The sequence below is a fragment of the Streptomyces sp. GbtcB7 genome (assembly GCF_019091445.1).
Taxonomy (GTDB): Bacteria; Actinomycetota; Actinomycetes; order Streptomycetales; family Streptomycetaceae; genus Streptomyces; species Streptomyces mirabilis.
The window spans coordinates 511,580-537,380 of the sequence record NZ_JAGXJM010000001.1 but is presented as its reverse complement, the minus strand read 5'-3'; the positions used below and the strand labels follow the sequence as shown (position 1 = coordinate 537,380).

At 67.1% G+C, this 25,801-nt stretch carries 22 protein-coding genes; 16 read left to right on the top strand and 6 right to left on the bottom strand.

Going from position 1 to position 25,801, the window contains the following annotated elements:
- The first annotated feature begins 33 nt into the window (after nt 1–33).
- Complete coding sequence (locus KVT44_RS02430; protein WP_217565886.1) at nt 34–702, top strand: histidine phosphatase family protein; 669 nt, start codon at nt 34–36, stop codon at nt 700–702.
- A 77-nt stretch (nt 703–779) separates the two neighbouring features.
- On the opposite strand, the gene KVT44_RS02425 is transcribed toward KVT44_RS02430, so the two are convergent.
- On the bottom strand, nt 780–1,817 hold the full coding sequence (locus tag KVT44_RS02425) for a LacI family DNA-binding transcriptional regulator (protein ID WP_217565885.1): 1,038 nt from the start codon (nt 1,815–1,817) through the stop codon (nt 780–782).
- A gap of 133 nt (nt 1,818–1,950) precedes the next feature.
- Between KVT44_RS02425 and KVT44_RS02420 the strand changes: the two genes are divergently transcribed.
- Both KVT44_RS02420 and KVT44_RS02415 read left to right on the top strand, forming a co-directional pair.
- Nucleotides 1,951–2,715: an SDR family oxidoreductase gene (locus KVT44_RS02420; protein WP_217565884.1), complete on the top strand. Its 765-nt coding sequence runs from the start codon at nt 1,951–1,953 to the stop codon at nt 2,713–2,715.
- A 102-nt stretch (nt 2,716–2,817) separates the two neighbouring features.
- On the top strand, nt 2,818–3,822 hold the full coding sequence (locus tag KVT44_RS02415) for a Gfo/Idh/MocA family oxidoreductase (RefSeq protein ID WP_190168590.1): 1,005 nt from the start codon (nt 2,818–2,820) through the stop codon (nt 3,820–3,822).
- Nucleotides 3,823–3,913: 91 nt separating this feature from the next.
- Here KVT44_RS02415 and KVT44_RS02410 read toward each other — a convergent pair whose 3' ends face one another.
- Complete coding sequence (locus KVT44_RS02410) at nt 3,914–4,792, bottom strand: NAD(P)H-binding protein (RefSeq protein WP_217565883.1); 879 nt, start codon at nt 4,790–4,792, stop codon at nt 3,914–3,916.
- A 118-nt stretch (nt 4,793–4,910) separates the two neighbouring features.
- Here KVT44_RS02410 and KVT44_RS02405 point away from each other — a divergent pair, with 118 nt between their 5' ends.
- Nucleotides 4,911–5,723, top strand: a complete 813-nt coding sequence (locus tag KVT44_RS02405) for a LysR family transcriptional regulator (RefSeq protein ID WP_217565882.1) — start codon at nt 4,911–4,913, stop codon at nt 5,721–5,723.
- Between the two features lie 56 nt (nt 5,724–5,779).
- A complete protein-coding gene (locus KVT44_RS02400) occupies nt 5,780–6,640 on the top strand; it encodes a helix-turn-helix domain-containing protein (protein WP_217565881.1) in 861 nt (286 codons plus the stop codon).
- Between the two features lie 61 nt (nt 6,641–6,701).
- Here the strand turns inward: KVT44_RS02400 and KVT44_RS02395 are convergent, their stop codons facing one another.
- Nucleotides 6,702–8,387 (bottom strand): SWIM zinc finger domain-containing protein, encoded by a 1,686-nt coding sequence (locus KVT44_RS02395; RefSeq protein ID WP_217565880.1) that lies wholly within the window; start codon nt 8,385–8,387, stop codon nt 6,702–6,704.
- 791 nt (nt 8,388–9,178) lie between these two features.
- Between KVT44_RS02395 and KVT44_RS02390 the strand changes: the two genes are divergently transcribed.
- Nucleotides 9,179–10,813, top strand: coding sequence for a site-specific DNA-methyltransferase (locus tag KVT44_RS02390; protein WP_217565879.1), 1,635 nt, complete (start codon nt 9,179–9,181; stop codon nt 10,811–10,813).
- A gap of 14 nt (nt 10,814–10,827) precedes the next feature.
- Nucleotides 10,828–13,128: a hypothetical protein gene (locus KVT44_RS02385; RefSeq protein WP_217565878.1), complete on the top strand. Its 2,301-nt coding sequence runs from the start codon at nt 10,828–10,830 to the stop codon at nt 13,126–13,128.
- An 812-nt stretch (nt 13,129–13,940) separates the two neighbouring features.
- On the opposite strand, the gene KVT44_RS02380 is transcribed toward KVT44_RS02385, so the two are convergent.
- Nucleotides 13,941–14,486 (bottom strand): hypothetical protein, encoded by a 546-nt coding sequence (locus KVT44_RS02380; protein WP_217565877.1) that lies wholly within the window; start codon nt 14,484–14,486, stop codon nt 13,941–13,943.
- A gap of 928 nt (nt 14,487–15,414) precedes the next feature.
- Between KVT44_RS02380 and KVT44_RS02375 the strand changes: the two genes are divergently transcribed.
- A complete protein-coding gene (locus tag KVT44_RS02375) occupies nt 15,415–16,026 on the top strand; it encodes a nuclease-related domain-containing protein (RefSeq protein WP_308313894.1) in 612 nt (203 codons plus the stop codon).
- 257 nt (nt 16,027–16,283) lie between these two features.
- Here the strand turns inward: KVT44_RS02375 and KVT44_RS02370 are convergent, their stop codons facing one another.
- A complete protein-coding gene (locus tag KVT44_RS02370) occupies nt 16,284–16,481 on the bottom strand; it encodes a DUF397 domain-containing protein (protein WP_217565876.1) in 198 nt (65 codons plus the stop codon).
- On the bottom strand, nt 16,478–17,335 hold the full coding sequence (locus KVT44_RS02365; RefSeq protein ID WP_217565875.1) for a helix-turn-helix transcriptional regulator: 858 nt from the start codon (nt 17,333–17,335) through the stop codon (nt 16,478–16,480). The genes KVT44_RS02370 and KVT44_RS02365 overlap by 4 nt, the downstream gene beginning before the upstream one ends.
- Nucleotides 17,336–17,476: 141 nt before the next feature.
- Here KVT44_RS02365 and KVT44_RS02360 point away from each other — a divergent pair, with 141 nt between their 5' ends.
- From KVT44_RS02360 to KVT44_RS02325, 8 genes are all read left to right on the top strand, one after another.
- A complete protein-coding gene (locus KVT44_RS02360) occupies nt 17,477–17,965 on the top strand; it encodes an ATP-binding protein (RefSeq protein ID WP_217565874.1) in 489 nt (162 codons plus the stop codon).
- Nucleotides 17,966–18,554: 589 nt separating this feature from the next.
- Nucleotides 18,555–19,559 carry a lytic transglycosylase domain-containing protein gene (locus KVT44_RS02355; protein ID WP_217565968.1) on the top strand — a complete coding sequence of 335 codons (1,005 nt, stop codon included), beginning with the start codon at nt 18,555–18,557 and terminating at the stop codon, nt 19,557–19,559.
- A 54-nt stretch (nt 19,560–19,613) separates the two neighbouring features.
- Entirely contained in the window at nt 19,614–20,657 is a 1,044-nt protein-coding gene (locus KVT44_RS02350) for a sigma-70 family RNA polymerase sigma factor (RefSeq protein WP_217565873.1), read from the top strand.
- Between the two features lie 193 nt (nt 20,658–20,850).
- A complete protein-coding gene (locus KVT44_RS02345; RefSeq protein WP_217565967.1) occupies nt 20,851–21,795 on the top strand; it encodes an ABC transporter ATP-binding protein in 945 nt (314 codons plus the stop codon).
- Entirely contained in the window at nt 21,792–22,562 is a 771-nt protein-coding gene (locus KVT44_RS02340; RefSeq protein WP_217565872.1) for an ABC transporter permease, read from the top strand. The genes KVT44_RS02345 and KVT44_RS02340 overlap by 4 nt, the downstream gene beginning before the upstream one ends.
- Before the next feature lie 3 nt (nt 22,563–22,565).
- Entirely contained in the window at nt 22,566–23,369 is an 804-nt protein-coding gene (locus KVT44_RS02335; protein ID WP_060899958.1) for an ABC transporter permease, read from the top strand.
- A 5-nt stretch (nt 23,370–23,374) separates the two neighbouring features.
- Nucleotides 23,375–24,610, top strand: a complete 1,236-nt coding sequence (locus KVT44_RS02330; protein WP_217565871.1) for an MCE family protein — start codon at nt 23,375–23,377, stop codon at nt 24,608–24,610.
- Between the two features lie 14 nt (nt 24,611–24,624).
- The gene (locus tag KVT44_RS02325) at nt 24,625–25,689 is read left to right on the top strand and encodes an MCE family protein (protein ID WP_217565870.1); all 1,065 of its coding nucleotides are present in this window, start codon (nt 24,625–24,627) and stop codon (nt 25,687–25,689) included.
- Nucleotides 25,690–25,801 lie beyond the last annotated feature (112 nt).

The following is a 25,801-nucleotide window of genomic DNA, read 5'->3' as shown; positions in this document are numbered from 1 at the left end:
GTCCGTCGTAGCGCCGTCTGAGAAGGTGACCGTATGCGCCTGATCCTCATCCGCCACGGCCAGACCCCGTCCAACGTGGCCTTCCTCCTGGACACCGCCGTCCCCGGCCCGGGTCTGACCGACCTCGGCGAGAAGCAGGCCGCCGCGCTGCCCCAGACGCTCGCGGACGTGGACATCGACCTGCTGTACGTCTCCACGCTGACCCGTACCCAGCTGACGGCCGCCCCGCTGGCGGCCGCCCGCGGCCTCGAGGTGGTCGTACGCGACGGCATCCGTGAGCTGGAGGCCGGGGACCTGGAGATGATGCGCGGCGACACCGAGGCGGCCAGGACGTACTTCACGACGGCGTTCGCCTGGGTGGACGGGGACACCGGGCTGCGGATGCCGGGCGGCGAGAACGGCATCGAGGCGCTGGGCCGGTTCGACGCGGTGGTCGCGGAGGCCGCGGCGACCGGCGCGGGCGGTGTCGCCATGGTCAGCCACGGCGCCGCGATCCGGGTGTGGACGGCGGCTCGGGCGCACAACGTCGACATGTCCTTCGCGGCCGAACACCGGCTGGACAACACCGACATCGTGATCCTGGAGGGCTCCCCCGAGGAGGGCTGGACGGCGCTGTCCTGGGCGGGCACGGACATCGGCGGCGCGGCGCACGCGCGGGAGAGCGGCCCCGCGGGGCAGCCGTTGGGCCCGACGACCGCGTAGACGCCCGCCTGTCCCCCGCGGGTGCGGGATCCGTCGCCCCGCGGATGCGGGATCCGCCCCCCGCGGGTACGGGATTCTCACACCGGTGGCACGTTGTACGGCGGCATGTTGTACGGCGTCACGACCTGGATCGCCGACGGCAGGAACGGGCCCTCGTCCGGCAGCGCCTGCTGGGCCCGCATGATGGTCTGGCAGGCGCGCCGCATGTCCTGGCGCAGGTCGTGGTGGAGCACCGCGGACAGTTTTCCCTCCGCCAGCAGCCGGGTGTTGTCGTGGTCCAGGTCGTGCGCGACGAAGGCCAGCACTCCCCGGCCGAGCGCCGCGAAGGCGTCGATGGTCGCGGTGTTGCCGCCGCCGATGGAGTAGACGGCGTTGATCTCCGGATCCCGCTCCAGAGCCGCCAGGACCAGGGCCCGTTGGGTGGAGTCCAGCCCGTCGCTGTCCGTGACCTCGACCAGTCGGCGCATGGGCCCACCGCCGCGCATCCCGCTGCGGAAACCCATCTCGCGCTCCTCCTCGTTGCGGAAGGACCCCCGGCTGATCGTGACGAGCACATGGCCCGGACGGTCGGCGAGCCACTGGCGTATCAGGTAGGCGGCGGTGGCTCCGGCGGCCCGGTTGTCGATGCCGACGTACGCGAGCCGCGGGCTGCTGGGCAGATCCGTCACCAGCGTGACCACCGGGATGCCGGCCGCCACCAGCCGGCCGACCGCGGCGGTGACCTCGGGAACCTCCGGGGCCTTGAGGATCACTCCCTGAGAACCGCGCGCGGCGATCCTGTCGAGGTCCTTCACCAGCTCCGCCGCGGGGTCCGTCTCGCGGAAGTGGAACCGTGAGCGGACGATCGCCGGGTGCAGGGACGGCAGTTCGGCCTCCAGGGCGTCACGTACCGCCGAGGAGAACCGCTCCGGGGTCTGCATCACGATGTCGATCATGAAGGTGCGGCCGCCGATGCGGACCTGGGTGCGCTGCCGGTCCAGGTCCTTGATGGCCTGCTGCACCTCCCGCGCCGTGCTCTCGCGCACGCCGCCGCGATGGTTGAGGACCCGGTCGACCGTCGCCTCGCTCAGGCCGGCCTGCCGGGCGATCTCGCGGATCGTATACGGATGTCCCATGGCTTCCTTCGCTGCGTCCCGTGATCGAGGAGATCAATGAGGGGTTTTTGATGGTTCTCTGCGGATTGATTGACGGTCCCGGCCTCATGAGACTGGCAGAAATGTCACCGCGCCGGAAGGCGGCAGCACACTCATGAACCAACTGCTCGAGGACAAGGTCGTCCTCGTCAACGGCGGCAGCCAGGGCGTCGGCGCGGGCATCGTGCGCGCGGCGCTGCGCGAGGGCGCCACGGTCGCCTTCACCGGGCGCCGCACCGAGCTCGGCGAGAAGTTCGCCGCTGAGACCGGCGCCACGTTCGTACGGGCCGATCTGACCGATCCCGCGCAGGCGCGCGGCAGTGTCGAGCAGGTCGTGGCCGCCCACGGGCGGATCGACTGCCTGGTGAACGCGGCCGGGCTGACGTCACGCGGCACACTCCTGGACACCACGCCGGAACTGTTCGACGCGCACATCGCGATCAACCTGCGGGCCCCGTTCTTCGCGATGCAGGCCGCCGTCCAGCATCTGGTGGACCGTGGGGCGCCGGGGACCGTCGTCAACATCATCACGTCCTCGGCCCACGGCGGGCAGTCCTTCCTCGCCCCGTACGTCGCCGCCAAGTCAGGGCTCATGGGCCTCACCCGCAACGCGGCCCACGCGCACCGCTGGGACCGGGTCCGGATCAACGGCCTCAACATCGGCTGGACGGACACCGAGGGCGAGGAGGAGATCCAGCGCGCCTTCCACGGCGCGGGCGACGACTGGCGGGAGAAGGCGGCGAAGACCCAGCCGATGGGCAAGCTGGGTCAGGTCGACGAGATCGCCGACTTCGTCGTCTTCCTGCTCTCCGACCGCAGTGGCGTGGTCACGGGCTCGGTGATCGACTGGGACCAGATCGTCTTCGGCGGACTCGACTGATCTCCTGTCCCTCGCCGCACTCCCCCTCCCCTCTCGCCTCCCCCTCCCCTCTCGCCCCTCCCTCTCGGCGGGCACACCCTCACTGGCTTTAGGAGCAATCTCATGCGTATCGGCATCCTGGGACTGGGCCGGATCGGCGCCTTCCACGCGGCGACCCTCGCCGGGCTCGACGCGGTGGACACCCTGGTCGTCAGCGACCCGGTGGCGGCGGCCGCCGCGGCGGCGGTGGAGCGGTTCGGGGCGACGGCGGTGGACTCCCCCGAAGCGGTGCTCGCCTCCGGGGTCGACGGCATCGTCATCGCGGCCGCCACCGACGCGCATCCCGCGCTCATCCTCGCCGCGGTCAAGGCGGGTATCCCGGTGTTCTGCGAGAAGCCGGTGGCGCGGACCGTCGAGGAGAGCCTCGACGTGCTGGAAAGCGTCCGGGACAGCGGTGTCGAGGTGCAGATCGGCTACAACCGGCGTTTCGACGCGGGCTGTGTGGCCGCCCGCAAGGCCGTGGTGAGCGGCGAACTCGGCAAGCTGCACACCGTACGGTCCACCACGCTGGACCCGGCGCCGCCGCCCGCCGCGTACGTCGCGGTCTCCGGGGGCATCTTCCGTGACTGCAGCGTGCACGACTTCGACATCGTGCGCTGGGTCACGGGCCGCGAGGTGGTCGAGGTGTACGCGGCCGGTGGCAACCGGGGTGCCGAGTACATCGCCGAGGCGGGTGACGTCGACACCGCGTCCGCGATCCTCACCCTCGACGACGGCACCATCGCCCTGGTCTCCAACTCCCGCCACAACGCGCGGGGTTACGACGTCCGCCTGGAGCTGCACGGCATGCGCGACAGCATCGCCGTGGGCCTGGAGGACAAGCTGCCGCTGCGTTCCGTCGAGCCGGGCGCCACCTTCCCGGCGGGCCCGCCGCACGACTTCTTCATGGACCGGTTCGCCCCCGCCTACCGCGCCGAACTCACCGCCTTCACGGAGGTCGTCGCGGGCCGCGCCACCTCGCCGTGCACGGTCGCCGACGCCATCGAGGCCGGCTGGATCGCCGAGGCCTGCGCCCTTTCACTGGCCGAGCACCGTCCCGTACGCCTGGAGGAGGTACGCGAGGCCTGACCGCCGGACGCGGGAGGGCCGGTCGGCGCGCCCGAAGACTCGGGGCCGCCGTCCGGCCCTCGTGCGTTGCGACCCTCGTGCGTTGCGGCCGTCAGGCGAGAACAGCCGGCTTGAGGATCTCCTCGCACCACTGCCGGAACGTGGTGGGGGTGGTGGCCCCTGGGGTGCGCGGCTCGGCGTTGTCGAGGCCACGGTCCTTGGCCGTCGCCATGTCCGCCATGCCCTGCGCCATCGCCTCGGACATCCCCCGCCGCGTCAGCGTGTCCCTGAACGACTCGACGGGGACGTACTGGAACCGCACCGGCTTCCCCAGTACCTCGGACATGATCCGCGCCATGTCCTCGAAGGACAGGTCCTCGGGCCCGAGCACCGGGACCTCGCCCTGCCCGCTCCAGGAGTGGTCGAGCAGCAGCCCGGCGGCCACGGCGGCGATGTCGCGGGTGGCGCAGGTCGGCGCCTTGAGATCCCCGGCGACGGGCTGGAAGAACACGCCCTGACTCCTGATCGCCTCGACCTGGCGCAGCAGGTTGTCCATGAACGAGGGCAGCGTCAGCGCCCGGTAACCCACGCCCGTGCCCGCGATCAGGTCGTCCATGGCCAGGGACGCCGACACCAGCCCGGCGTTCCCGGGCACTCCGCGCCCCAGGGCCGAGATCCCCACGACCCGTCGGACTCCCCGCTTCTTGAAGGCCTCGCACGCGGGCCGGCTGAAGCCCACGTAGACGTCCTCGACCCGCTCGGCCCGCGGGTTCGGCGGCGCCAGCCAGAAGACGCTGTCCGCTCCGGTGAACGCCGCGTCGACGACGTCGGGGTCACCGTGCGAGCCGACCACGACCTCGACCCGCTCGCGCACCCGCGGCGAGAGGCGGGAGGGGTCGCGCGCGATCACCCGAACCGACTCCCCGCCGTCGAGGACGCGGTCCAGGACCTGACTGCCGATCTGCCCGGTGGGCGCGGTAATGACGATCACGAAAAGGAACCTCCTGACAACCGGCGAACGGGCTGCCCGAACACCGTGCCCCGTCACTCTGCGCTCGCCCGACGTCACGCGTCCAATACCTCTTCGGGCACATTGATACCCTCAGGGTATGGATCTGGACCTGCGCAAACTGCGGTACTTCGCGGCCGTCGCGCAGCACGAGCACTTCGGCCGCGCCGCCCGGCAACTGCACATCGCACAGCCCGTGCTGAGCCGTCAGATCCGCGCGCTCGAAGAGGAGTTGGGCTGCGCGCTGCTGGTGCGTACGACCCGCAGCGTGCGTCTGACCCCGGCCGGCCGACAACTCTACGAAGACGCGCCGGGCGTACTCGCCGCCGCGCAGGCCGCCACCCGCCGGGTGCACGGCGCCGCCCGCGCCGACCGTCTGGTCGTCGGCTTCGCCCCCGGTCTGAGCGTCTCCCCCGCGGTCCGCGCGTTCACCCGGACCCACCCCGACGTCGAGATCGAACTGCTCCACCTGAACTGGTACGAGAAGGGCGAGGCGCTCCGGGACGGCCGGGCCGACGTCGGCTTCCTGCGACACCCCTTCGACGCGGACGGGCTCCACACCATCCCGGTGGGCAGCGAACCGAAGGTCGTATGCCTGCCCACCACGCACCCCCTGGCGTCCCGCCGCCGGCTGACCCTGGCCGCGCTCGAAGGCGAGACGATCCTGGACTTCCAGGCGCGCCGCACCGCGACGGTGGAGGAGAAACTCGAACTCGTCGCGGCCGGGCAGGGCATCGCGCTGCTGCCGCGCAGTATCGCGCGCTCCTACTCGCGCCCCGACCTCGTACACCGGCCGATGACCGACGTCCCGCCGACCGAGTTCTGCCTCGCCGTACTCGAGGGCCGCCGCGACGGACACCTGAACGACTTCCTGACCACCGCGACACACGCACTGTCCGAACACCACGCCTGAAGCCCCCTCCGGGGTGAACCACCCGGGTTCCTGCGAGAGTTGCGAAAATAGGGGCCATGACGCGCAACGCATCCACCGAACTGGGCGAATTCCTCAGGGCCCGGCGTGCGGAGCTCACCCCCCGTTCCGTGGGGCTGCCCGGCGGGACCGTCCGGCGGGTGCCGGGCCTGCGCCGGGAGGAAGTGGCCATGCTGGCCGCGATCAGCACCGACCACTACACCCGCCTGGAACAGGGCCGCATCCAGGCGTCCGAGCCCGTCCTGGACGCCATCACCCGCGTCCTGGACCTGGACGAGGACCAGCGCGCGTACGTGTTCGAACTGGCCGGCAAGGAACCCGCGCGCCCGCGCCCGCAAGGCGTGCAGCAGGTCCAGCCGCAGTTGCGGCGGCTGCTCGACGACCTCGCCTCCATCCCCGCCATGGTCCTGGGCCGCCAGATGGACGTACTGGCCTGGAACCCGCTGGCCGCCGCCCTGGTGGGCGACTTCGCCCGGATCCCGGCGGAGCAACGCAACTACGCCCGGATGGTCTTCTCCCCCGCCATGCGCAAGCTGTACGCGGACTGGGAGACCACGGCCCGCACGACGGTCGCCCGACTCCGCATGGAGGCCGCCCACAACGCCGGCTCCCCCCGCCTCACCACCCTCGTGAACGACCTCTCCGAGCAGGACCCCGACTTCCGCCGCTGGTGGGCCGCCCACCACGTGGCCGCGCGCACCACCGGCACCAAGACCCTCAACCATCCGATCGCCGGCACCCTCGTCCTCGAATGGGACACCCTCACGGCCGGCACCGACCCCGACCAACAACTCATCATCTGGACCGCCGCCCCCGACACCCCCACCCAGGAGGGCCTGCGGTTCCTCGCGTCCTGGGCGGCGGGGGGCCAGGAGGCCGGCCGGGGCACCTCGGGCTGAGGCCACCCAGGGCGCGGCCAGGCTGGTCGAGTACTGCCGGTGCGGCTACCGCCGTCCCTGCTCACAGACCGTGTTGTTCCATCAGGCGCATGAGGTTCCGCTTACGTTTCTGGGCGGTGCGCAGGGCGGTGACGTACACGGTGAACTCGTCCGCTGTGCCCAGACGGCGATGGCAGTCGCGCATGCCGAGCAGCAGGCTGACGAGCTGCTCGTAGACCGCGTTGCCGGTCTGCTGCGTAAGCGGCTCGGCCAAGCGCAGGTAAACGCCGAGCACGTCGGCGGGACGGACTGCACGGGCCTGCTCGGCGAGGGTGAGCCACTGCCGGTCATGAGCACCGGCTTCGGTCGCGGCCTGCCAGGCGGCCTCTACATCCTCGTCGTCGAGCAGGGCGTCAACCAGGACGGGCCCGCCGTACCAGCCCTCGTGCCGTCGCCCCGCGTCCTCGCGCAACAGCGCCAGCGCACCCGCGCGTTCGGCCGGCCAGCAGTCGGCGGCACGCCCGGCGGCGCGCAGCTGCTGGTAAGCCAGCAAGGTGCGGCGGGCGCCGAAGTGGTCGCGGCGCAGGCTGACGGCGTCGGGAAGCCGAGCCGCCCGCGCGTAACGCTCACAGAGATCGTCGACGAGGGCGGTGTCGACGGCGCCGAGGTCCCGGGCTTCCCGGATGCCGCGTTCCGCCCAGCGCAGCGCCTCGTCGGAGCGCCCCGCGGAGTCCAGCTCGCGGGCGATGACCAGATGCGTGTGGCCGTTCGCCGCAAGGTCGGCCGCGTGCACGGCGATCACCGCGTCGACATCGCCTCCCTCCTTGGCCAGCCGCTCCATGAGGTACTTCTCCGCCCAGCCGGTGCGCTTGCGCCGCCACGCCCGCGTCGCCAGCTCCCGCAGGACATTCATCCCGTGTTCGCCGAGGACATCCGCGTAGTCGAGCGGATCGATATCGGTGATGCCGTCAAAGTCGCCGAGCACATGGCCGACCAGCCAGCGAGCCAGCTCCTCCGGGTCGGGGCGCGCCACACGGCACGCGTCGAGATGGACGTCGGCGAGGGCCGCGCCGACCTGCCCGAGCCCGCCGTCGGAGTCGTCGACGCTCTCCACCGCCTCGGCCAGCAGCCGCATCGCTTCCCGCGCCAGCGTGATCGCGTCGGCGGCCCGCCCCGAGCCGGCGAGCGCCCCGATCGCGGACACCGCCTGCCCGGCCTGGTCGGCGTAGGCGCGGGCATCGCCGTACTCGATGTACCCGTACTGCGCGAACGGGCCGATGTCGAGCAGCTCACGGATGCGCGCCCGGACCGCGACGAGGTCCCCACGCACACTCGCGGCCCGCAGCTCCAGCCGACGCCGCAACTGCCGGTCATCGTCGATCTGTTCCCGCACCAGGGAAAGCAACTCGTCCTTGGAGAGGCCGGACAACCAGACGTCAAGGTCCCGCACACGGGTCCGGGCCGCCTCGCGCTGCCGCGACAGGCTCTCCGACTGGGCGATCACTGTCAGACCGAGAGCGACCAAATGCTTGCAGAAGTTGCCCTCCAGGCCGTACGGACAGTCACATTCGCCGCCGAGCCCGCCCGGCCCGTCCAAGGTCAGCTCCACCTCGTACCGCTCCGTACCGTGGACGGTCGCGGTGACCCAGCCGTCACCTACTTCGACCCCGGACACTGCGTCGAGGTACCCGAGCCCGCGCTCGAAAGAACGGGCGCCGGCCAGCGCTTTGAGGTTCGCCTCGGTGAGGCTGCGCCTAGTTCTATCCACCCTGCCCAGGTTACGTACTTGATGTGCCGTCAGCTTAGGGATGGGCAGGACCACGAGCCCTCTGCGAGCGAAGCGCTCACTGGTTTGCGTGGACCTGCGCACACGGCCCCGGAGGCCACTTCGGGCCGTCATGAACCTGCTGGTCAGGGGCCTCGATCGGCACCTAGAGCAGGTTCCCGTCCACGAATGGTCCACGCCGTCTGCTGGCCCAGGCTCCCTGACGCTCTTGTCGTGTCATCACCGCCTATCGGGCTCACCTCACCCCGCCACGGCACTGCGCGCAGGGGAGCAGCGCATGCAGTGGATGGACCAAGCGGCTGCACCACTCGCCGTCGGAAGTCCACACCCTCGCGGTGAGACGCTCTAGCTCCACTCCAGGCCGGGCCTCGTCGCAGCAGATCAGGGCCGCGTGGCGGGCAGAGATGAAGGCGCTGCGGGCCAAACGCCTCTGCGAGAGTCGCTGTTGCCCACCATCGCACCCACCTCTTGCCCCGAGAGGGCTAGAAGTATCTGATCTCGTGCGTAAGCTGCTCATTGCTGACGGGAGGCCAACTTCGCTGCTCCCTAGGCTAGTTCAACACGCGCCGCCTCCGGGAAGCACGTGTAGCCGTCATGCGCGCCCTGACGTAGCCGTCTGGCGCGCCCTTTGTAGTCAGGGTGATCGCGTGAAGTCCGCTCGGCACTGGGTCGAAAGCGTCCGCGAGGAGGCAGGCCTCCACCTCCATTGGCAGGGGCGGCGTTCCTATCGGTCGCTCGTACCCGCTCCTCGCGTCCTGGAGCCTGAGTCGGACTTGAGCCATGGGGAGCAATCCCCGAATCTGGTGATCGAAGGTGACAACCTTCAGGTGATGGTCTCCCTTCAATCGCAGTACAACGACACTGTAGATGTCGTTTATATTGATCCCCCTTACAACAGGGGTGGTAACGATTTTCGCTATAGCGACGCGCGTTACAAGGATCCTGACGCTGATGCGAGTGACGCCGTATACATCACCAATGAGGATGGCGGGCGACACACTAAGTGGCTTAATTATATGGCTCCACGGCTCGTCACGATTCAGCGCTTGATGGCCGATCACGGAGTCGTCTTCGTATCCATAAATGACATTGAGCTTGGCCGATTGCTGATGCTCATGGATGAAGTTTTCGACGAAAGCAATCGAATTGGCGTAATCGCCTGGAAGGGGTCTGCAGATAACAATCCATCACGCATCGCGATTGAACATGAGTACATTGTTTGCTATGCGAAAAGCATCAAGAAGGTCGCGAAGCAATGGACGACCCCCAACGATGACGTGCGCGATGCACTTCTGGAGCAATATGACGCGATCTGCCTAGAGACTGACATTTACGTCGAGCGAAAAAAACGATGGGCCCAGCTCGTGAAGGCCAACAAAGAAGCTGTTGGACGGTTGGGGAACTACACGGAACTTGATCCCGTTAAGGGGCCTTATCAATCGGCTCGCCGCGTGCATAACCCAAAGCCTGGTGGATACCGCTACGGCGTCTGCGAAGATGGGGTGGTTTCAGCCTCTGATCCTCGCGCCTACGCCATGCCGCTCAACGGTTATCGATTCAAACCCGAGACCATGGAGAGGCATATCCAGGAGGGGCGCATAGTCTTCCCGAAGAATCGGGGCCAAATTGTCCAAATGAAGGACTTTTTGGTGGATTACCGTGGAAGCCTGCGCAGTGTAATTGAACTCGATGCTCGAGCGGGTGCTTACCGCTTGAAGAATCTCTTCGGCAAAGACTTCGACGGCTTCCGCAATGCCAAGCCTGTGGAGCTTATAGAGATGCTGGTCGGGGCGGCGGGAGGTAAGGATGCGCTGGTCCTCGACTGCTTCGCGGGTAGCGGCACCACGGGCGAAGCAGTGTTGCAGCTTAACAAGCGCGATGGCGGTTCCAGGAAATTCCTCTTGATAGAGGAGGGCAACGGGGAAGACCTATACGCCCGTACTCTAGTAGTCCCTCGCCTTCGGCGTGCTATTGAGGTGGACGGGTTGCCGGGGGGATTCACCTTCCTAGCAACTGGTAAGCAGCTGGATCGCAAGGCAATCCTAGGTCTAGAACGAGACAAGATCGCTGCCCTCATCTGTCAAACAGACCGGTCTGGCGTCCGTACTGGCATCAGGGCAATTTCCGGGAAACAATGGGTTATTGGCGCGAACCAAAGAGGCGAAGCACTGGCTTTGGTCTGGCAAGGACCGACGAACAGTCGGGTGGACGTGGAATCAATCAATGCAGCGATTGCGGAAGCTCGTGAGATCGGCCTCAGCGCCAAGCTGCAGATTTATGGCACAACATGCACAGTTAGCGAAACTTCGGCCTTCACGTTTAAACAGATTCCGGATGAGATACTTCTTAACCTCAACCTGGAAGACCCAGAAGAAGACGACGACGTGGTCAGCTTGTACGGCACCTGATTCGAGGGGAAGTCGTGTCACAATCAATTACGCTTTTTGACTTCCAAGAGGAAGCTGCCGCAAGGCTGACGGAGGCCGCTGAGGAGTGGACTCACGCATTCTCCAAGCGTGTCCGCTACTACGGCACATTACCTATCCCCTTTGTAGCTCATCTGAAAGCGGTGACCGGAGCGGGAAAAACTCCGATTCTCGCCAAGACGGTAGGAAACCTTGAACCTGCACTGGTTCTATGGACGTCGAAGTCGAGTGCGGTTGTCGAACAAACCTACAGGAATTTGGTCGGAAAGTACCGACATCTACTGCCAGGCAATACGCAAATTCTTCGTGAGCGGCCTTCTAAGGGCGAGTGGGAGCAACTTATCGAGGCGGAGCGTGGCCTCACCATCTGGGTCACGACCGTAGGCTCCTGGAACGAAGTCGATGCGGCAACGGCTGGCGGTAGCGAGTCGGCTCGATTGAATATGCACCGCCCCCACCCTGATTGGGGTGGGGATATGTCGCCGTGGGAACAACTGCGAACTGAGCTCCGCCGGCCCACTTGGGTTGTTTACGACGAGAGCCACAATCAAACACCGGCACAGCTCGACCAACTGATAGGGCTCAAGCCTATCGGGTTCCTACTGGCCTCGGCGACGCCCCCGATGAGTTCTCAGTTCGCCGAGTTCGCGAAGGTTATTGATGCAGATCCTGAGATGCGGCCAATTGCAGAGAAGGCGCGTGTCCGGATCTCAACGAAAGACATAGTAGAGAACCAGCTCCTCAAGCATACTATCGCAGTTGAAAATTTCGACTCGGACCCTGACCAGTTGTTGGATGCAAGCATCGTGCTGCACCGCCGGCTAGTAAAGTCGGCCGAAAACAGCGGTGCCAACATCAACCCTAAGGTCCTGTATGTTGTAGAAAAGTCGAACCCGGTTAAGGACGAACTCGTTGCTAGACCTGTCGCGATCTGGGAGCACTTGCGAGCTCGTGGAGTACCGGCTGAAGAAATTGCGATCTATACGCAGACCAAGGTCGTGCCTGATGACGCCGTCAGGGTCTCGTCACTGTCTGAGCTGCAACCTCATCACCGGCACATCATCTGCAATCGGGCCCTGCAGGAAGGATGGGACGATCCTGAGGCATACATCGAGTATTTCGATGACGAGTCAAACTCTTATGTCCGCATCGCCCAGGTGATTGGACGGGCACTACGACAACCCGGGGCCGAGCACTTCGTCGACGACCTATTGAACACTGCGACTCTCTTCGTTCGAGTGCCGAATAAGCGATTCGAAGAGATAGTGGCGGGGCTTAAGCAGGAGCTGAGCCTATACGCGACGGATGACGACGACCCAGTGGGCTCAATCGCAGTGCGCGTGCGAACTAAGGGTGATCCTCTGCCTGCGGTGCCTCTCAGACCGAACTACGGTGGGGTGCTGAAACTTCCGAATTATCAGCTGGGCGAAGCGGAACTTGAAGGAGAGATTAAAAAGATTCGAGCGTTGTCGAAACAGCCATTCGCTGATGAAGATCTATTGGCTCCTGGCCAACGCCGGGTCATGAAAATTTCTCTCCGCGGAGAGGACGACGACACCCGCTACGAGATCCTGGCCGCGAGTCTCCGCCGGAGAAACGGAGAGTATCTCCATCGAAGAATTCAGACCCGCAGTCGGCATTGCGTGCACCTTCTCGAACCGGAAATCTTCACGGGGCCAGCATTCGACCAACGTTCTTGTAGTGGATCTGTTGCGCAAGGGATTCTGGCCGAGCGAGCTGATCACGTAGTCGAAGCGTTTGAAACCACGGTCGAGTTGGTTCCCGTTAAGATTATCGGCGGTGAGATGTGGGTTGCCGGTCCACACCAGCCAACCGCCAGCCAGACGACCAGTTTCCGGAATAGTGCACATGAGCGGTACTCGACGAGGTCGTTCAATGCGGACGAGTTGGAGTTCGCCAAGACTCTGGACAGCCTGGATAAGGGAGTTTGGCTACGCAATCCCTCACGTGGGTCTGGGTACGGGATTCAGCTACCCATGAAAGTCGGAGACTCAGCCACCTTCTATCCGGACTTCCTTTGGTGGGTTGGCGATACTTGCTTCGCGTTGGACCCCACCGGCAAGCACATTCTGAACGCGAAGGTGAGAGGTAAGCTACTGACGATAGATCAGCCTCGCATCGTGCTTCTAGCTCGTGGGCAGGTCGCGAGCGACTGGTCGTCGATCTCTGATAACGACGGCTGGACTGTGGCGCGGCCTCGCAAGAATCGGGCGCCGGCGCCGGAGTACTTCTCGTCGCTTGCACAGGCTCTAACTCATGTGTCGGGGACTTCCTGAGGTATCACTTCTGGAGCGGTTCCCTCTCGTGGCTGTCGCCTTACAAACTGCCCCGACCTGCCTGTAGTTGGTTGGGGCAGTTTCTCGCGTGCGCTTACCTCATGGTTCCGCTGACTCGCTCTTCGTCGGGGCTTAAATTGGCGTGGACGGGGAGTGTCTACTTAGATACCACTTGAACGACTCGCGGATCTTATTCTTTGTGTACCCGACCTGATCCATATTGCTAGGCACGACCTCCCTTTCCTCCCAACGGTTTCGAGACGCTAGATATTTAGTGACGTTAGGGGCCCCCACATTCGAGACGAACAGAGTGTGAGTCGCTCCCAAGTCGGCGTGCAAACCCTCAAAGTTCCGAGCGTCTCGAATCTTCAAATTAGAGCCGTAGTATTTGCATTCGATTGCAAGCAGGCATTTGCTGCCTCGAGGGGCGATATGTTCGGATCGGCTAAGGTGTGCCTCGTCCGCGGGTAGTACGAGGACATCGCATTCATGAAGGACCCCAGAACGTCCTTGTACACGGACACCCACATGGACTTCCAAGGCTGGGGCTCCCTGAAATTTCATCAGAGCGTGGGTGTATGGCACGTTTCTGTTGAACAAATGCCCGGGGCTGGTGCGAAATACCAAATCCTGCACGCTATTGCCGTAAACATCCTCGTACGCCACTCTTGCCTTATGTTTTGCCGCGGTAGCAACAATCAAAGAGAATAGGTAGCCTTCGTAGACGTCATAAGCTTTCGAAGCTGAGTTGTAGGAGATTCCTCTATGGTGCGCGGTGCGCCTGATTTCGGCGATGAGTTCGTCCATGTGCGTCATTCGCCCAATTCTCCGTATACATCGTCGAACAGGTGGGAGAGAATTTGTTGATCCTCGCGGCGATCGCCGTCGATTCGGTAGCTTTCTTCGTTTAGGTGTTCATTTTCTGGATCTGGCGCAAATTGCATACTCCGGATAGGCGGACGATTTTCGCTACGCGGCGGTTCCAGGAGCATTCTCACGGTCGCGTCTTCAATTTCAGGCAGTACAATCATGATTCGGCGAAGGGCGCTGACTAGCAACGCGACGCGCTCTCTTCGGCTCAGCGGCCGGGTCGAGATGACAATCGATTGATTGCGGCGAACAACATCAGATTCCGCTTCGGGCATATCTTCCAAGCGCTCGGTAATGAAAGGGGGCGGTTCCGGGGTCCCGGCGGGAACGCGCGATTGGGTCCTCCGGCGTCTCGGCTTAAGCGCTTTCTCGACCGCCGTTCCGGCAGCTATGGCCTCATCGATCTCGTTTAGCAGCCATTGCATCCCAATGTCTGAAACCAGTGCTCGAAGCTGTGTTTCGGCGTCCCGTAGCTCGCCCTCGTTCATGTAAGTCCCCTTGTCTCGTCTTTTCGGTGGCCGTGTTGTTACCTCCGCATCGTTTCAGGTTGCAGGCTTAGGAGGGGCGTCTTTGTAAATACCGGTCACAGGCAGTAGGGGGTGGGTCCCTCCTCGGTCGGGCAGCTGCGCCGGACCAGGGTTCTCCGGGGGCCACCAAGGCTCACTCCGTGACGCTTGCGCTTGGTCTTGGTGGCCCCCGGGGGTTCCTGGTGCGCCCCTGGTGGCCGACCGACAAGGGACCCAGCCGATCGCCTATGTGAGCCACCACCTCATAACGGTAGGTAAAAGGAGACGCCTCCTTCGAGGGAGTGCCGGGGTTTGGGGCGGAGCCCCACTGGCTTTGAGGTCGTGCCGTTCTCCCGCTCCGGCGTCCGCCCGGGACCGTGCGCCGGAACGGGGCGAAGACATGAGCGGCGGGGCGCGGCCCAGGGCGGACGCCTCGCCGCGCGAGGAGCGCGGCGCCTTGAACCAGTAGAGAAAGTTGTTACTCAGGCTTCGGCTGGGATGCTGTCCGGCCTCGGTCGATGCTTGAGCTGCTTGCTTCAGTTGGATGTTTTTCTCAGCAGGCAAAACGATCACCCTGGCAGGACGCCGTCATGGGGGAACACGCATGCTTGGCCCGTGTTACGGACCACGGACCTGACTGAGGCATTGACACTTGCGGAGAATGCTGTCGGTCGCGTTCTGGTACAGAGCAAGCACCAGCTAGTTGGATGCCTGGGCCCGCGACGATGGTGGCTGCGACGACTCGGCCTCCATCGTGCTGCGCAGCCGAAGCAGCGCTGCATCGTGCGGGGTTCCGCTTGCTTGGTGAGGTGCCGGGGGCGGTAGCAGGCACCGCCGTCATGGTCCGCGGCTTCTGCGGCGCTCCTCGGAGTGGGACTCGTGGCGAAAGGGATTGGCGGGGGGGCGGCGCGTGGGAGCCGAGTTGAACCGCTTATCGCGCCACGGCTGGCGTGTCCTGCACTCCATACCCCTGGCTGACAAAGTCGACGTTGATCACCTGCTGATCGGGCCGGGTGGGGTGTTCACCATCAATACAAAGCACCACCACAAGAAGGCCATGTGGGTCGGCGACGACGCCGTGAGAGTCGATCACGGAAAGTCGGCGCCCTATGCCCGCAAGAGTCGGACGGAGGCCAATCGCGTGGTCCGAGTGCTTGAGCGCTATTGCGCCTTTCCCGTACCGGTGGATCCAGTCCTCGTCTTCGTCGGCGTCAGGGATCTGAAGGTGGTCGCCACACAGCCCACCGTGCGGGTGTACAGGGAACGCCAAGTAGCGGCACTGGCGCCGCTCTCAGGCGTGCTGACGGCCGAGCAGGTCGAGCAGGTGACAGCGTTGCTCGTCATCGCCAGGCTTGGCGCCAAGACTGATCCCGTGAGCCACGGTGTGGTGCCGGCCTTCCCCACTAGAGCCGCGGGTGTCCCACGGCGTAACGATCGTCCGGGCCGGGTCGCCATTTCCCGGGCTCACCTGCGGCAATGTCCCAAGATCCCGTCCACGCCTCGTCCACAGACCCCGACATAGAGCCGCTTCGGGCCGCATACGCCTGCACATACGCGAAGACCCCGGCCTCAGCGTTTCCGCTGGTCACGGGGTCTTTGGGCACCTTATGAAGGGTGCCCCCGGCAGGATTCGAACCTGCGCACACAGCTCCCGAGGCCGTGACCGCGTCCCGTGCCGCGCGGCGGCAAGTCACGGTGCGCCCCAACTGTTGGTACTCGGCTGACCTGCCGACATACGGAGGGGCTACGAACCGCACGTTCATAGCCCCTCATTGCGCGTCAGCGCCCTGCCGCGAAGTCCACGAACGCGGCCCACTCCGAGGGAGGGAAGGCGAGTTGAGCGCGGGTGGGTTCTTTGGAATCGCGGACGTGGACGATGCGGGAAGCTGCGGCGATCTCCAGGCATTCGCCGCCCTCCGCGCCGCTGTAGCTGCTCTTGAACCAGGCGAGTTCGGGTGAGGCTTCGTCAGTACTCATGGCTCTCCCAACAGTTCCTGCATCAGGGCGAGGGACTCACGTGGGGTAAGGGCCTGCCCACGAATGCTTCCGTAGCGCGCGGCCAGGATACGCACTTGCTCCGAGTCTGTGATCAACTGGCCGACGCCCTGCACCTCCAGGTAGGCAAGCTGCTGCTTCCCCTTGGGCGTCAGCAGCACGAACGGTCCGTCCACCCCGGAGTTCTCCTCGCAGTCCAACGGCAGCACTTGCAGGGTGATGTTGCGCAGGCGACCAGACTTCAGCAGGTGCTCCAACTGTCCTTGTCTCACCTTGCGTCCACCGAGCTTGCGCCGCAGTACGGATTCGTCGATGACGGCCGTCACCATGGGCAGCGGCCAGCGCGTCAGGATCTCCTGGCGCGCGAGCCGAGAGACCACCCGCTGTTCGATGGTCTCCTCGGACAACAGCGGCTGTCGACCGTTCAGCAGGGTCCGGACGAAATCCTCGGTCTGCAACAACCCGGGCGGCGCGAGGGTACTGAAGAAGTTGATCTCAACCGCGCTCGCCTCCAGCCGCGCATAGTCCCTGAACCAGGCCGGATGCCGAACCCTCGCCTTTGCCTTGGCGGCCTCCACGTCCTCGATCGTGGCCGTCAACAGCCCCCCGGCATCCAGCAGTTCATCCGCTGCCTCCAGGAACTCCCGCTGCGGCGTCCGCCTCCCCCGCTCCAGCGAGGAGACCAGATCCTCGCTGTATCCGAGCCGGTCCCCCAGTTCCTTCTGCGTGAGCCCGGCCCGCTCCCGAAGTACCTTGACCTGCTTGCCGATCGCACGGTTCAGGTCGCCGGCCTGCTCGCCGTCGTCGTACGTCTCCTGCGGCTCCGTCACCGTCATCCCAACACCCGCCCTGCCGTCCCGCACCCCACCAGGTCACGGCCGACATCCCGTACAGGACACCGTCCGTACCGGTACGCACACTCTGCGTACCGAGGGATTCCCTGGTCAGCGTAGAGCGAGGCGGCCACGCTCAGTGACATGAAGTCAGAAATCTCCACCCGGCATTTCACCCAACTGCTCAGCGCCACGCCTCGCGGCGCCCGCCTAGCGCGGCTGCTGGCGGTGCAACAACTCGACGAGTGGGGATGGCCGCCCAGCTGCGAGGTGAGCGAGTCCGCTGCGCTGGTCGTCGCCGAGTTGGCGGCGAACGCGGTCACACACGGGCAGGTGAAGGGGCGCGGGTTCCGGCTCACGCTCAGTGCCGAGGCCTCGGACACGCTCCGTATCGAAGTGGCCGACCCGCGAGGCGATCGCCGGCCCCTGGCCCGTCGTACCGCGAGTTCCACCGACGAGACGGGGCGGGGACTGCTCCTCGTCGACGTGCTCACGGCCCGGTGGGGCACTGCGCCATGGCCGCCGTCCGGCAAGGTCGTGTGGGCGGTGATCGGTCTTCCACGCCCTGTGCTCACTGCTTCCGCATCCGCCGCTCAGCCCTCAACCGGGGCTGCACCAGAGTCAGCAAGCTGATTATGGAAGGCGTCATGGGGAAGGGCGGATCCGCGATCAAGGACGCGCGGCCGAGGATCTCATCGAGCAAGCCGGGCTCGATGCGGCTTGCAGGGGTCAAGCCCTCGGTCGGGCCACGCAAACCCGGTCAACCAGGGTCAACCAGTTCGAATGCCGCTCGGTCGCGTCCAGCCGCTCCGGCCCGCCGACCGGTCCGTGTCCCTGCACGCCGTCCGCCGCCTCGTCCCTGCACGCCGTTCGCCATCTCGTCCCTGCACGCCAGTCGCTGCCTAGTCCCCACACGCCAGTCGCTGCCTCGAAGTCCGCAGGCCGCTGCGACCTGCCTGGAACCACTGGCCTGACACCGCGAAGCCCTCGCGTCGGCACCCACGCGTCCGCCGGATCCTCGAGACCGCGCCGCCCCGGCCGCTCGGGAAGATCTTGACGGACGCGCGGTGCGGACCCCGTTTCCCGAAATCGCCCCGCTCCGTGCGACGGACCCGCCGCCCCGCCCCGTAGAGCAGACGACATCAGCTCACAGGGACGGGAGCGCGACGTGGCAGGGCACAGAGTCAGAGGCGCCAGGAGTGCGGCGATCGCGGCGGTGGCCATGGCGGCGCTGACCGCGTCACAGGCGCCGGGGGCGGTCCCGGCACGGGCCTCCGTACCCCCGCGGCAGGCGCCCGCCGAGCAGGGGCCGAGCGTGTCGGGCGACACCCGGTACCGCACCGACCTCCCGCTGCCGCGGGCCCGGGAACGCAAGGGCGAGGCGTCGGTGGCGGGCGCCGCGCTGCCAGCGAGCGTGTTCGCCGCCTACCGGCACGCCGAGGCGGAACTCGCACGCGCCGCGCCCGGCTGCCGGCTGCGGTGGCAGTTGCTGGCCGCGATCGGCCAGGTGGAGTCCGGGCAGGCGCGCGGCGGTCGGGTGACGGCGGACGGTACGACCGTGGCGCCCATCCTCGGGCCGCGGCTGGACGGCGGCGCCTTCGCCGTCATGCGGGACACCGACGGCGGCGCGTACGACGGGGACGCGGCCTACGACCGGGCGGTCGGACCGATGCAGTTCATCCCGTCGACCTGGGCCCGCTGGGGCACGGACGGCAACGGCGACGGGCGGGCCGACCCGGACAACGTCTTCGACGCGGCGCTCGCCGCCGGGCGCTACCTGTGTGCGGGCGGACGAGACCTCTCCGACCCGGCCGAGCTGGACCGGGCGGTCCTCGGCTACAACCACTCGGAGGCGTATCTGCGCACGGTCAGGGCCTGGTACGCGTACTTCCTGGAAGGGTACCGGGTGGTGCCGGACAGCTCCGCGAAGTCCTCGGCGCACCCGGAACCGTCGCGGCCGCCGTCCACGCCGAAGCCCTCGCCGACACCGTCCGACCGTCCGAGCGCCGCCCCCTCCCCGACACCGTCCGCACGTCCCTCGCCGACCCCCGGCACGTCCCGTCCGGCGGGCGGGGCCACTCCGACGGAGGAGCCCCAACTCCCCTCGCCCGGCGCGGACATCGAACTGCCCGGCGACGACCTGCTGCCCAGCGGCGGTCCGCTGACCAGTAACAGCGGGGACTCGACGACCTCCGCCCCCTCCACAACCGCGACTACCGGGGGGTAATGTCACCACCCGCCGGACGGCACAGGACCGGCGGGTGAGCGCAAAGGGGCCCTCATGGCGACGGACATGCCGGACATGCCTGCGGAGATACAGGCGGCCCACGACCGTTGGCAGCGCATGTGGAGCCACCGCGAGCAACTGCTCAAGGTGGCCCGGCGCAGGTCGATGAGCCCGGAGGACGCCGAGGACGCGGTGCACGAGGCCATGCTGCGCGCCGCGGAGCGCCCCGACCTGGACGACGAGCGCCTCGGCGGCTGGCTGACGACCGTGACCATGCGGCTGTGCGTCGATCGGTATCGCCAGGTCAACCGTGAGGCCGAGGTACACCGCAGCCCCACGCTCTCCGCGCCGGGTCCGGTGCCCGTCGAGGAAGCGGTGTGCGACCGGGCCGAGGCCAGGTGGCTGGCCGTCCGCAGCGGGGAGCTGCCCGCGCGCCAGGCCGAGGCGCTCCGGCTGAAGTCCGAGGGCCTCGACGTCGGACAGGTCGCCGTGCGCATGGGGCTGAGCTATCGCACCGTCGAGTCGCTGCTCGCCCGGGCCCGGCGCACGCTGCGCAACTCGCTGGCCGGAACGCTGGGCCTCGCCCTGTTCCTGTGGGGGCGCGGCAAGCTGCGCGCGGGCGGACACGCGCAGGCCGTGGCGGTGACCTCGACGGCCGCGACCCTGGTGGTGGCGGGGTTCGTGTTGCCGTACGTCCACGACGGGGACAGGCAGGGCACGGCTCCCCGACCCTCCGTGTCCCGCATGGCCCAGGCGACCACGCAGACCGTCCGGCCCGACGGCGTCGGCCGGGTGGCCGCCCCGAACGCCCGTGATCTGTCGGCCGCCTCGGCGTCCCACGCGGCGACGCCGACGGTGCCGCCCGGCGATGACAACCGGTCGTTGCTGCCGCTGTCGGTGCCACCGCTGCCGGACGCCTCGCTGTCACCAGTGCCGTCCGTCCCCGACGTCCCCGGCGTGTCCGACCTGCCGAGCGTGCCCGGCCTCCCCGATCTGCCGGCCACGTCCACGGTCCCGACGACGCCTCCGGCCCTCCCGGAGGCTCCCGCCACGTCCTCCGCCCCGGTCGACGTACCGACCCCGACCGCGCTGCCGTAGACCCGCCGGAAAGCTGCCGTAGAACCGCCGGAAAAAGGACTGCCGTAGAACCAGCGAAAAAGGGGCGGCCGTCGAGCCGCCGGAAACCTGGCCGCAAGACCCCCGAAAAAAATCCGCCTCCGTCGCGACGGACGCCCGGCCCCTCCCCGTAGAGCAGATGTCGGAGCTGCTCCACGGCCGAAGGGTGGACCGGATGGGTGTCGAGATCTGTGTGGAAGGGCTGACCAAGTCCTTCGGTCACCAGGTCATCTGGCAGGACGTCTCGCTGACGCTGCCCGCCGGGGAGGTCTCGGTCATGCTCGGCCCCTCGGGCACGGGCAAGTCGGTGTTCCTCAAGACGCTCGTCGGACTGCTGAAGCCGGACCGGGGTTCCGTGAAGGTCGCGGGCCGGGACATCACCAAGCTGCGCGAGCACGAGCTGTACGAGGTGCGGAAGCTGTTCGGGGTGTTGTTCCAGGACGGCGCGCTGTTCGGCTCGATGAGCCTGTACGACAACATCGCTTTCCCGCTGCGCGAGCACACCCGCAAGTCCGAGAGCCAGATCCGGCGCATCGTGCTGGAGAAGATGGACATGGTCGGGCTGATCGGTTCGGAGGGGAAACTGCCCGGCGAGATCTCCGGTGGGATGCGCAAACGGGCCGGGCTGGCACGAGCGCTGGTCCTCGATCCGGAGATCATCCTGTTCGACGAACCGGACTCGGGCCTCGACCCGGTGCGCGTCGCGTACCTCAACCAACTCATCGTCGACCTCAACGCGCAGATCAACGCGACGTTCCTGATCGTCACGCACGACATCGCCTCGGCCCGCCAGGTGCCGGACAACATCGGGCTGTTGTTCCGCCGTGAGCTGGTCATGTTCGGGCCCCGTGAGGAGCTGCTGACCAGCGACGAGCCCGTCGTACGGCAGTTTCTGAACGGCCGGATGCAGGGGCCGATCGGGATGGCGGAGGAAAAGGACGCCGCGCAGGTCGAGCAGGAGCTGGCGCGGCTCGGCGACGCGGACCGGAAACCCCGCCACGTCGGCAACGACATGACACCGCGCCTGATGCCGGGCCCGAGCATCGCCCGTCCACCCCGCTGGGAGGCGATCGCGAGACGCGAGGCCGAGCTGCACCGGAAGGCGGTGACCGGCGCATGAGACTGTCACCCACCGGGGCGCTGAGGCACTCGGGAAACCTCTTCGCGATGGCGCTGGACGTCGTCCGGGCCATCCCCCGACGGCCGTTCCAGGCGCGGGAGTTCATCCAGCAGGCCTGGTTCGTCGCGAGCGTCACCATCCTGCCGACGGCCCTGGTGTCCATCCCCTTCGGCGCGGTCATCGCGCTGCAGATCGGCAGCCTGACCCGGCAGCTCGGCGCCCAGTCCTTCTCCGGGGCCGCCTCGGTCCTCGCGGTGCTGCGGGAGGCCTCGCCGATCGTCACCGCGCTGCTGATCGCCGGCGCCGGCGGCACGGCGATCTGCGCGGATCTCGGGGCGCGGAAGATCCGCGAGGAGATCGACGCGATGCAGGTGCTGGGCATCGACCCGATCCACCGGTTGGTCGTCCCGCGGGTCCTGGCGTCGATGGTCGTGGCGGTGCTGCTCAACGGCCTGGTGTCGGTGGTGGGCGTCGCGGGCGGCTACTTCTTCAACGTCGTCCTGCAGAACGGCACTCCGGGCGCGTATCTCGCCTCCTTCACCACGCTCGCCCAGCTCTCCGACCTGTGGGCGGCCGAGATCAAGGCGCTGGTGTTCGGGGCGATCGCCGCGATCGTCGCCTCGTACAAGGGACTCAACGCGCAGGGCGGCCCGAAGGGTGTGGGCGACGCGGTGAACCAGTCGGTGGTGATCACCTTCATGTTGCTGTTCGTGACGAACTTCGTGATGACCGCCGTGTACTTCCAAGTCGTTCCGCAGAGGGGCTGAGTCATGGCGCTGCTGAATCGCCTGGAGGAACTGGGCAGCCAGCTGTCCTTCTACGGCCGCTCGTTGGCGTGGACGGGCCGCACCGTACGCCGCTACAAGAAGGAGATCCTGCGGCTGCTCGCCGAGGTGAGCTTCGGACGCGGCGCCCTCGCCGTCGTGGGCGGCACGGTCGGCGTCATCGCCTTCCTGTCGTTCTTCACCGGCACGGAGGTGGGCCTCCAGGGCTACGCCGCGCTCAACCAGCTCGGCACCTCGAACTTCGTGGCGTTCCTCTCGGCGTACTTCAACACCCGGGAGATCGCGCCACTGGTGGCGGGGCTCGCGCTGTCCGCGACGGTGGGCGCCGGGTTCACGGCGCAGCTGGGCGCGATGCGGATCAGCGAGGAGACGGACGCCCTCGAAGTCATGGGCGTGCCCTCGCTGCCGTTCCTGGTGACCACCCGGATGATCGCCGGTTTCGTCGCGGTGATCCCGCTGTACGTGGTCGGGCTGCTGTCCTCGTACTTTGCCGCCCGCACCATCACCACCGGCTACTACGGGCAGTCGGCGGGCACCTACGACCACTACTTCCAGCAGTACCTGCCGCCGGTCGACGTGCTGTGGTCCTTCGGGAAGGTACTCGTCTTCGCCGTCCTGATCATCCTGGTGCACTGCTTCTACGGCTACTACGCGAGCGGCGGCCCGGCGGGCGTCGGCGTCGCCGTGGGCCGCGCGGTACGGACCTCGATCGTCGCGATCAACGTCCTGGACTTCTTCCTGTCGCTCGCGATCTGGGGCGCCAGCACGACCGTACGGATTGCGGGGTGAGCCGTATGAGAGTGCTGAGACTGCGGTTGTACGGCGTCGTGTTCCTCGCCGTGCTCGCGCTGCTGCTGTCCCTGTCCGTCGCCGTGTACCAACAGGTGTTCACCCCGGCCGTACGGATCGAGCTGGAGGCCGACAGCATCGGCAACCAACTCGATCCCCGCGCCGACGTCAAGCTGCGCGGGCTGCTGGTCGGCGAGGTGCGCGCGGTCCACGCCGACGGGACGAAGGCGACGCTCGACATCGCGCTCAAGCCGGAGTACGTCGCGTCCATCCCGTCCGACGTCCACGCACGCCTGCTGCCCAAGACCCTGTTCGGCGAGAAGTACGTCGACCTGGTCGCGCCCGCGCGCTCCTCGGCCCGGCCCATCCGCGCGGGGGACGTCATCACCCAGGACCGCACCCGCGTCGGCATCGAGCTCCAGCAGCTGATGAACGACCTGCTGCCGCTGCTGCGGACCGTGCAGCCCGGCAAGCTCAACGCCACGCTCTCCGCGTTCGCCACCGCCCTCGAGGGGCGCGGCGACCGGATCGGCGACAACCTCACCCGCGTGGAGGACTATCTGCACCGGCTCAATCCGCACCTGCCGTCCCTCACCGAGGACTTCGCCCGCTTGGCCGATGTCGCCGAGGTGTACGGCGACGCGGCTCCCGACCTGATGGCGATCCTGCGCAACACCGTCACCACCAGCCGCACCCTGGTCGAGCAGCGGGACCGGCTCGCGTCCGCGCTCACCACGACGGCCACTGCCGCGGGCACCGCGGACGACTTCCTCGACGCGAACGGCGACCGGCTGATCACCCTGGGCCGGGTCTCCCGCCCCACGCTCGATCTCTTCGCCCGCTACTCGCCCGAGTACCCCTGCCTCTTCGCCGGCCTGGTGCGCGAGGAGCAGGCATCCGAGCAGGCTTTCCGGGGCGGCAAGATGCACATCACGCTCGAAGTCGTCCGCCAGCAGGGGGCGTACGAACCCGGCGAGTATCCGCGCTACGACGATCGGTCGGGGCCCAACTGCCGCGACCTGCCGCATCCGCCGGTGCCCGCGCCCGGGGTCCACCTCAACGACGGTTCGGCGAAGGGCAGTTCGTCAGGCCCGGGCGGCGTCTCCGCCACCCGGGCCGAGCAGCGCGCCGTCGGCTCGCTCGTCGCGCCCGTCATGGGCGTGCCCGCCGACGAGGTACCGCCGGTCGCGACGCTGTTGTTCGGACCGATGGCGCGCGGGACGGCGGTGAGCGTCGCATGAGGATCACGAGGATCATGAAGACCGCGAGGACTACGAGGTCCACGAGGACGTCAGGGGCCCGGCAGGCCGCCGCCCCGCTGATCAAGTTCAGCCTCTTCGCCCTGGTGACGATCCTGGCGACGGCCCTGCTCGCCGCCACCATCGTCAACATCTCCCTCACCCCCGAGCACACCTATCGCGCGGTGTTCAGCGACGTCACGGGCCTGGAGAAGGGCGACGACATCCGGGTGGCCGGGGTGCGGGTCGGCGAGGTCGAGGGCATCCGGATCAAGGACCGGACGCTGGCGGAGGTCACCTTCACTGTCGGTGAGGACCGGCCGCTGCTGAACAGCACCGGCGCGGTCATCCGCTACCGGAACCTGGTCGGACAGCGTTACGTCGCCCTGACCGAGGGCGCGGGAGACGGCACCCGGCTGAAGCCCGGCGCCACGATCCCGCTGTCGCGCACCCAGCCCGCGCTGGACCTCAACGCGCTGCTGAACGGCTTCAAGCCACTGTTCGCGGCGCTCAGCCCGCAGGACGTCAACCAGCTCGCCACCGAGATCATCCGGACCCTCCAGGGCGAGGGCGGCACCGTCAACAGCCTGCTCGCGCACACGGCTTCGCTCACCACGACGCTGGCCGGCCGCGACAGGCTGATCGGCTCGGTGATCGACAACCTGAACACCGTGCTGGAGACGCTGGACAAGCGCGGCGCCCGTTTCTCCGGACTGCTCAAGCAGCTGCGTCGGGTCATCTCGGGGCTGTCCGCCGACCGCAAGCCCATCGGGCAGTCCCTGGTGGGGATCGGCGATCTGACGGACGCCACCTCGGGGCTGCTCAAGGACGCGCGTCCGCCCCTGAAGGACGACATCGCCGAGCTGACCGATCTCACCGGAACGCTGAACAAGAACGAGAACACCGTGGAGGGCGTCCTGAAGCGGCTGCCGAACAAGCTCAACGCACTGACGGGGACGGCGTCCTACGGCTCGTGGTTCAACTTCTACCTCTGCGACTTCGACGGCCGGATCGTGCTGCCGAAGACGAAGCAGGTGCTCACTCCCGAGCTGCACGTGGCGAGGGCGAGGTGCGGCGCATGACGAAGCACTTTCTTCCGCGCGGGACCCGTAAGCGCCGCCCGGAGCCGCTGGTCAAGGTCCGCATCGACCCACCGAAGCTCCCGAAGATTCGGCTGCTTCCGCGTCGGGCACC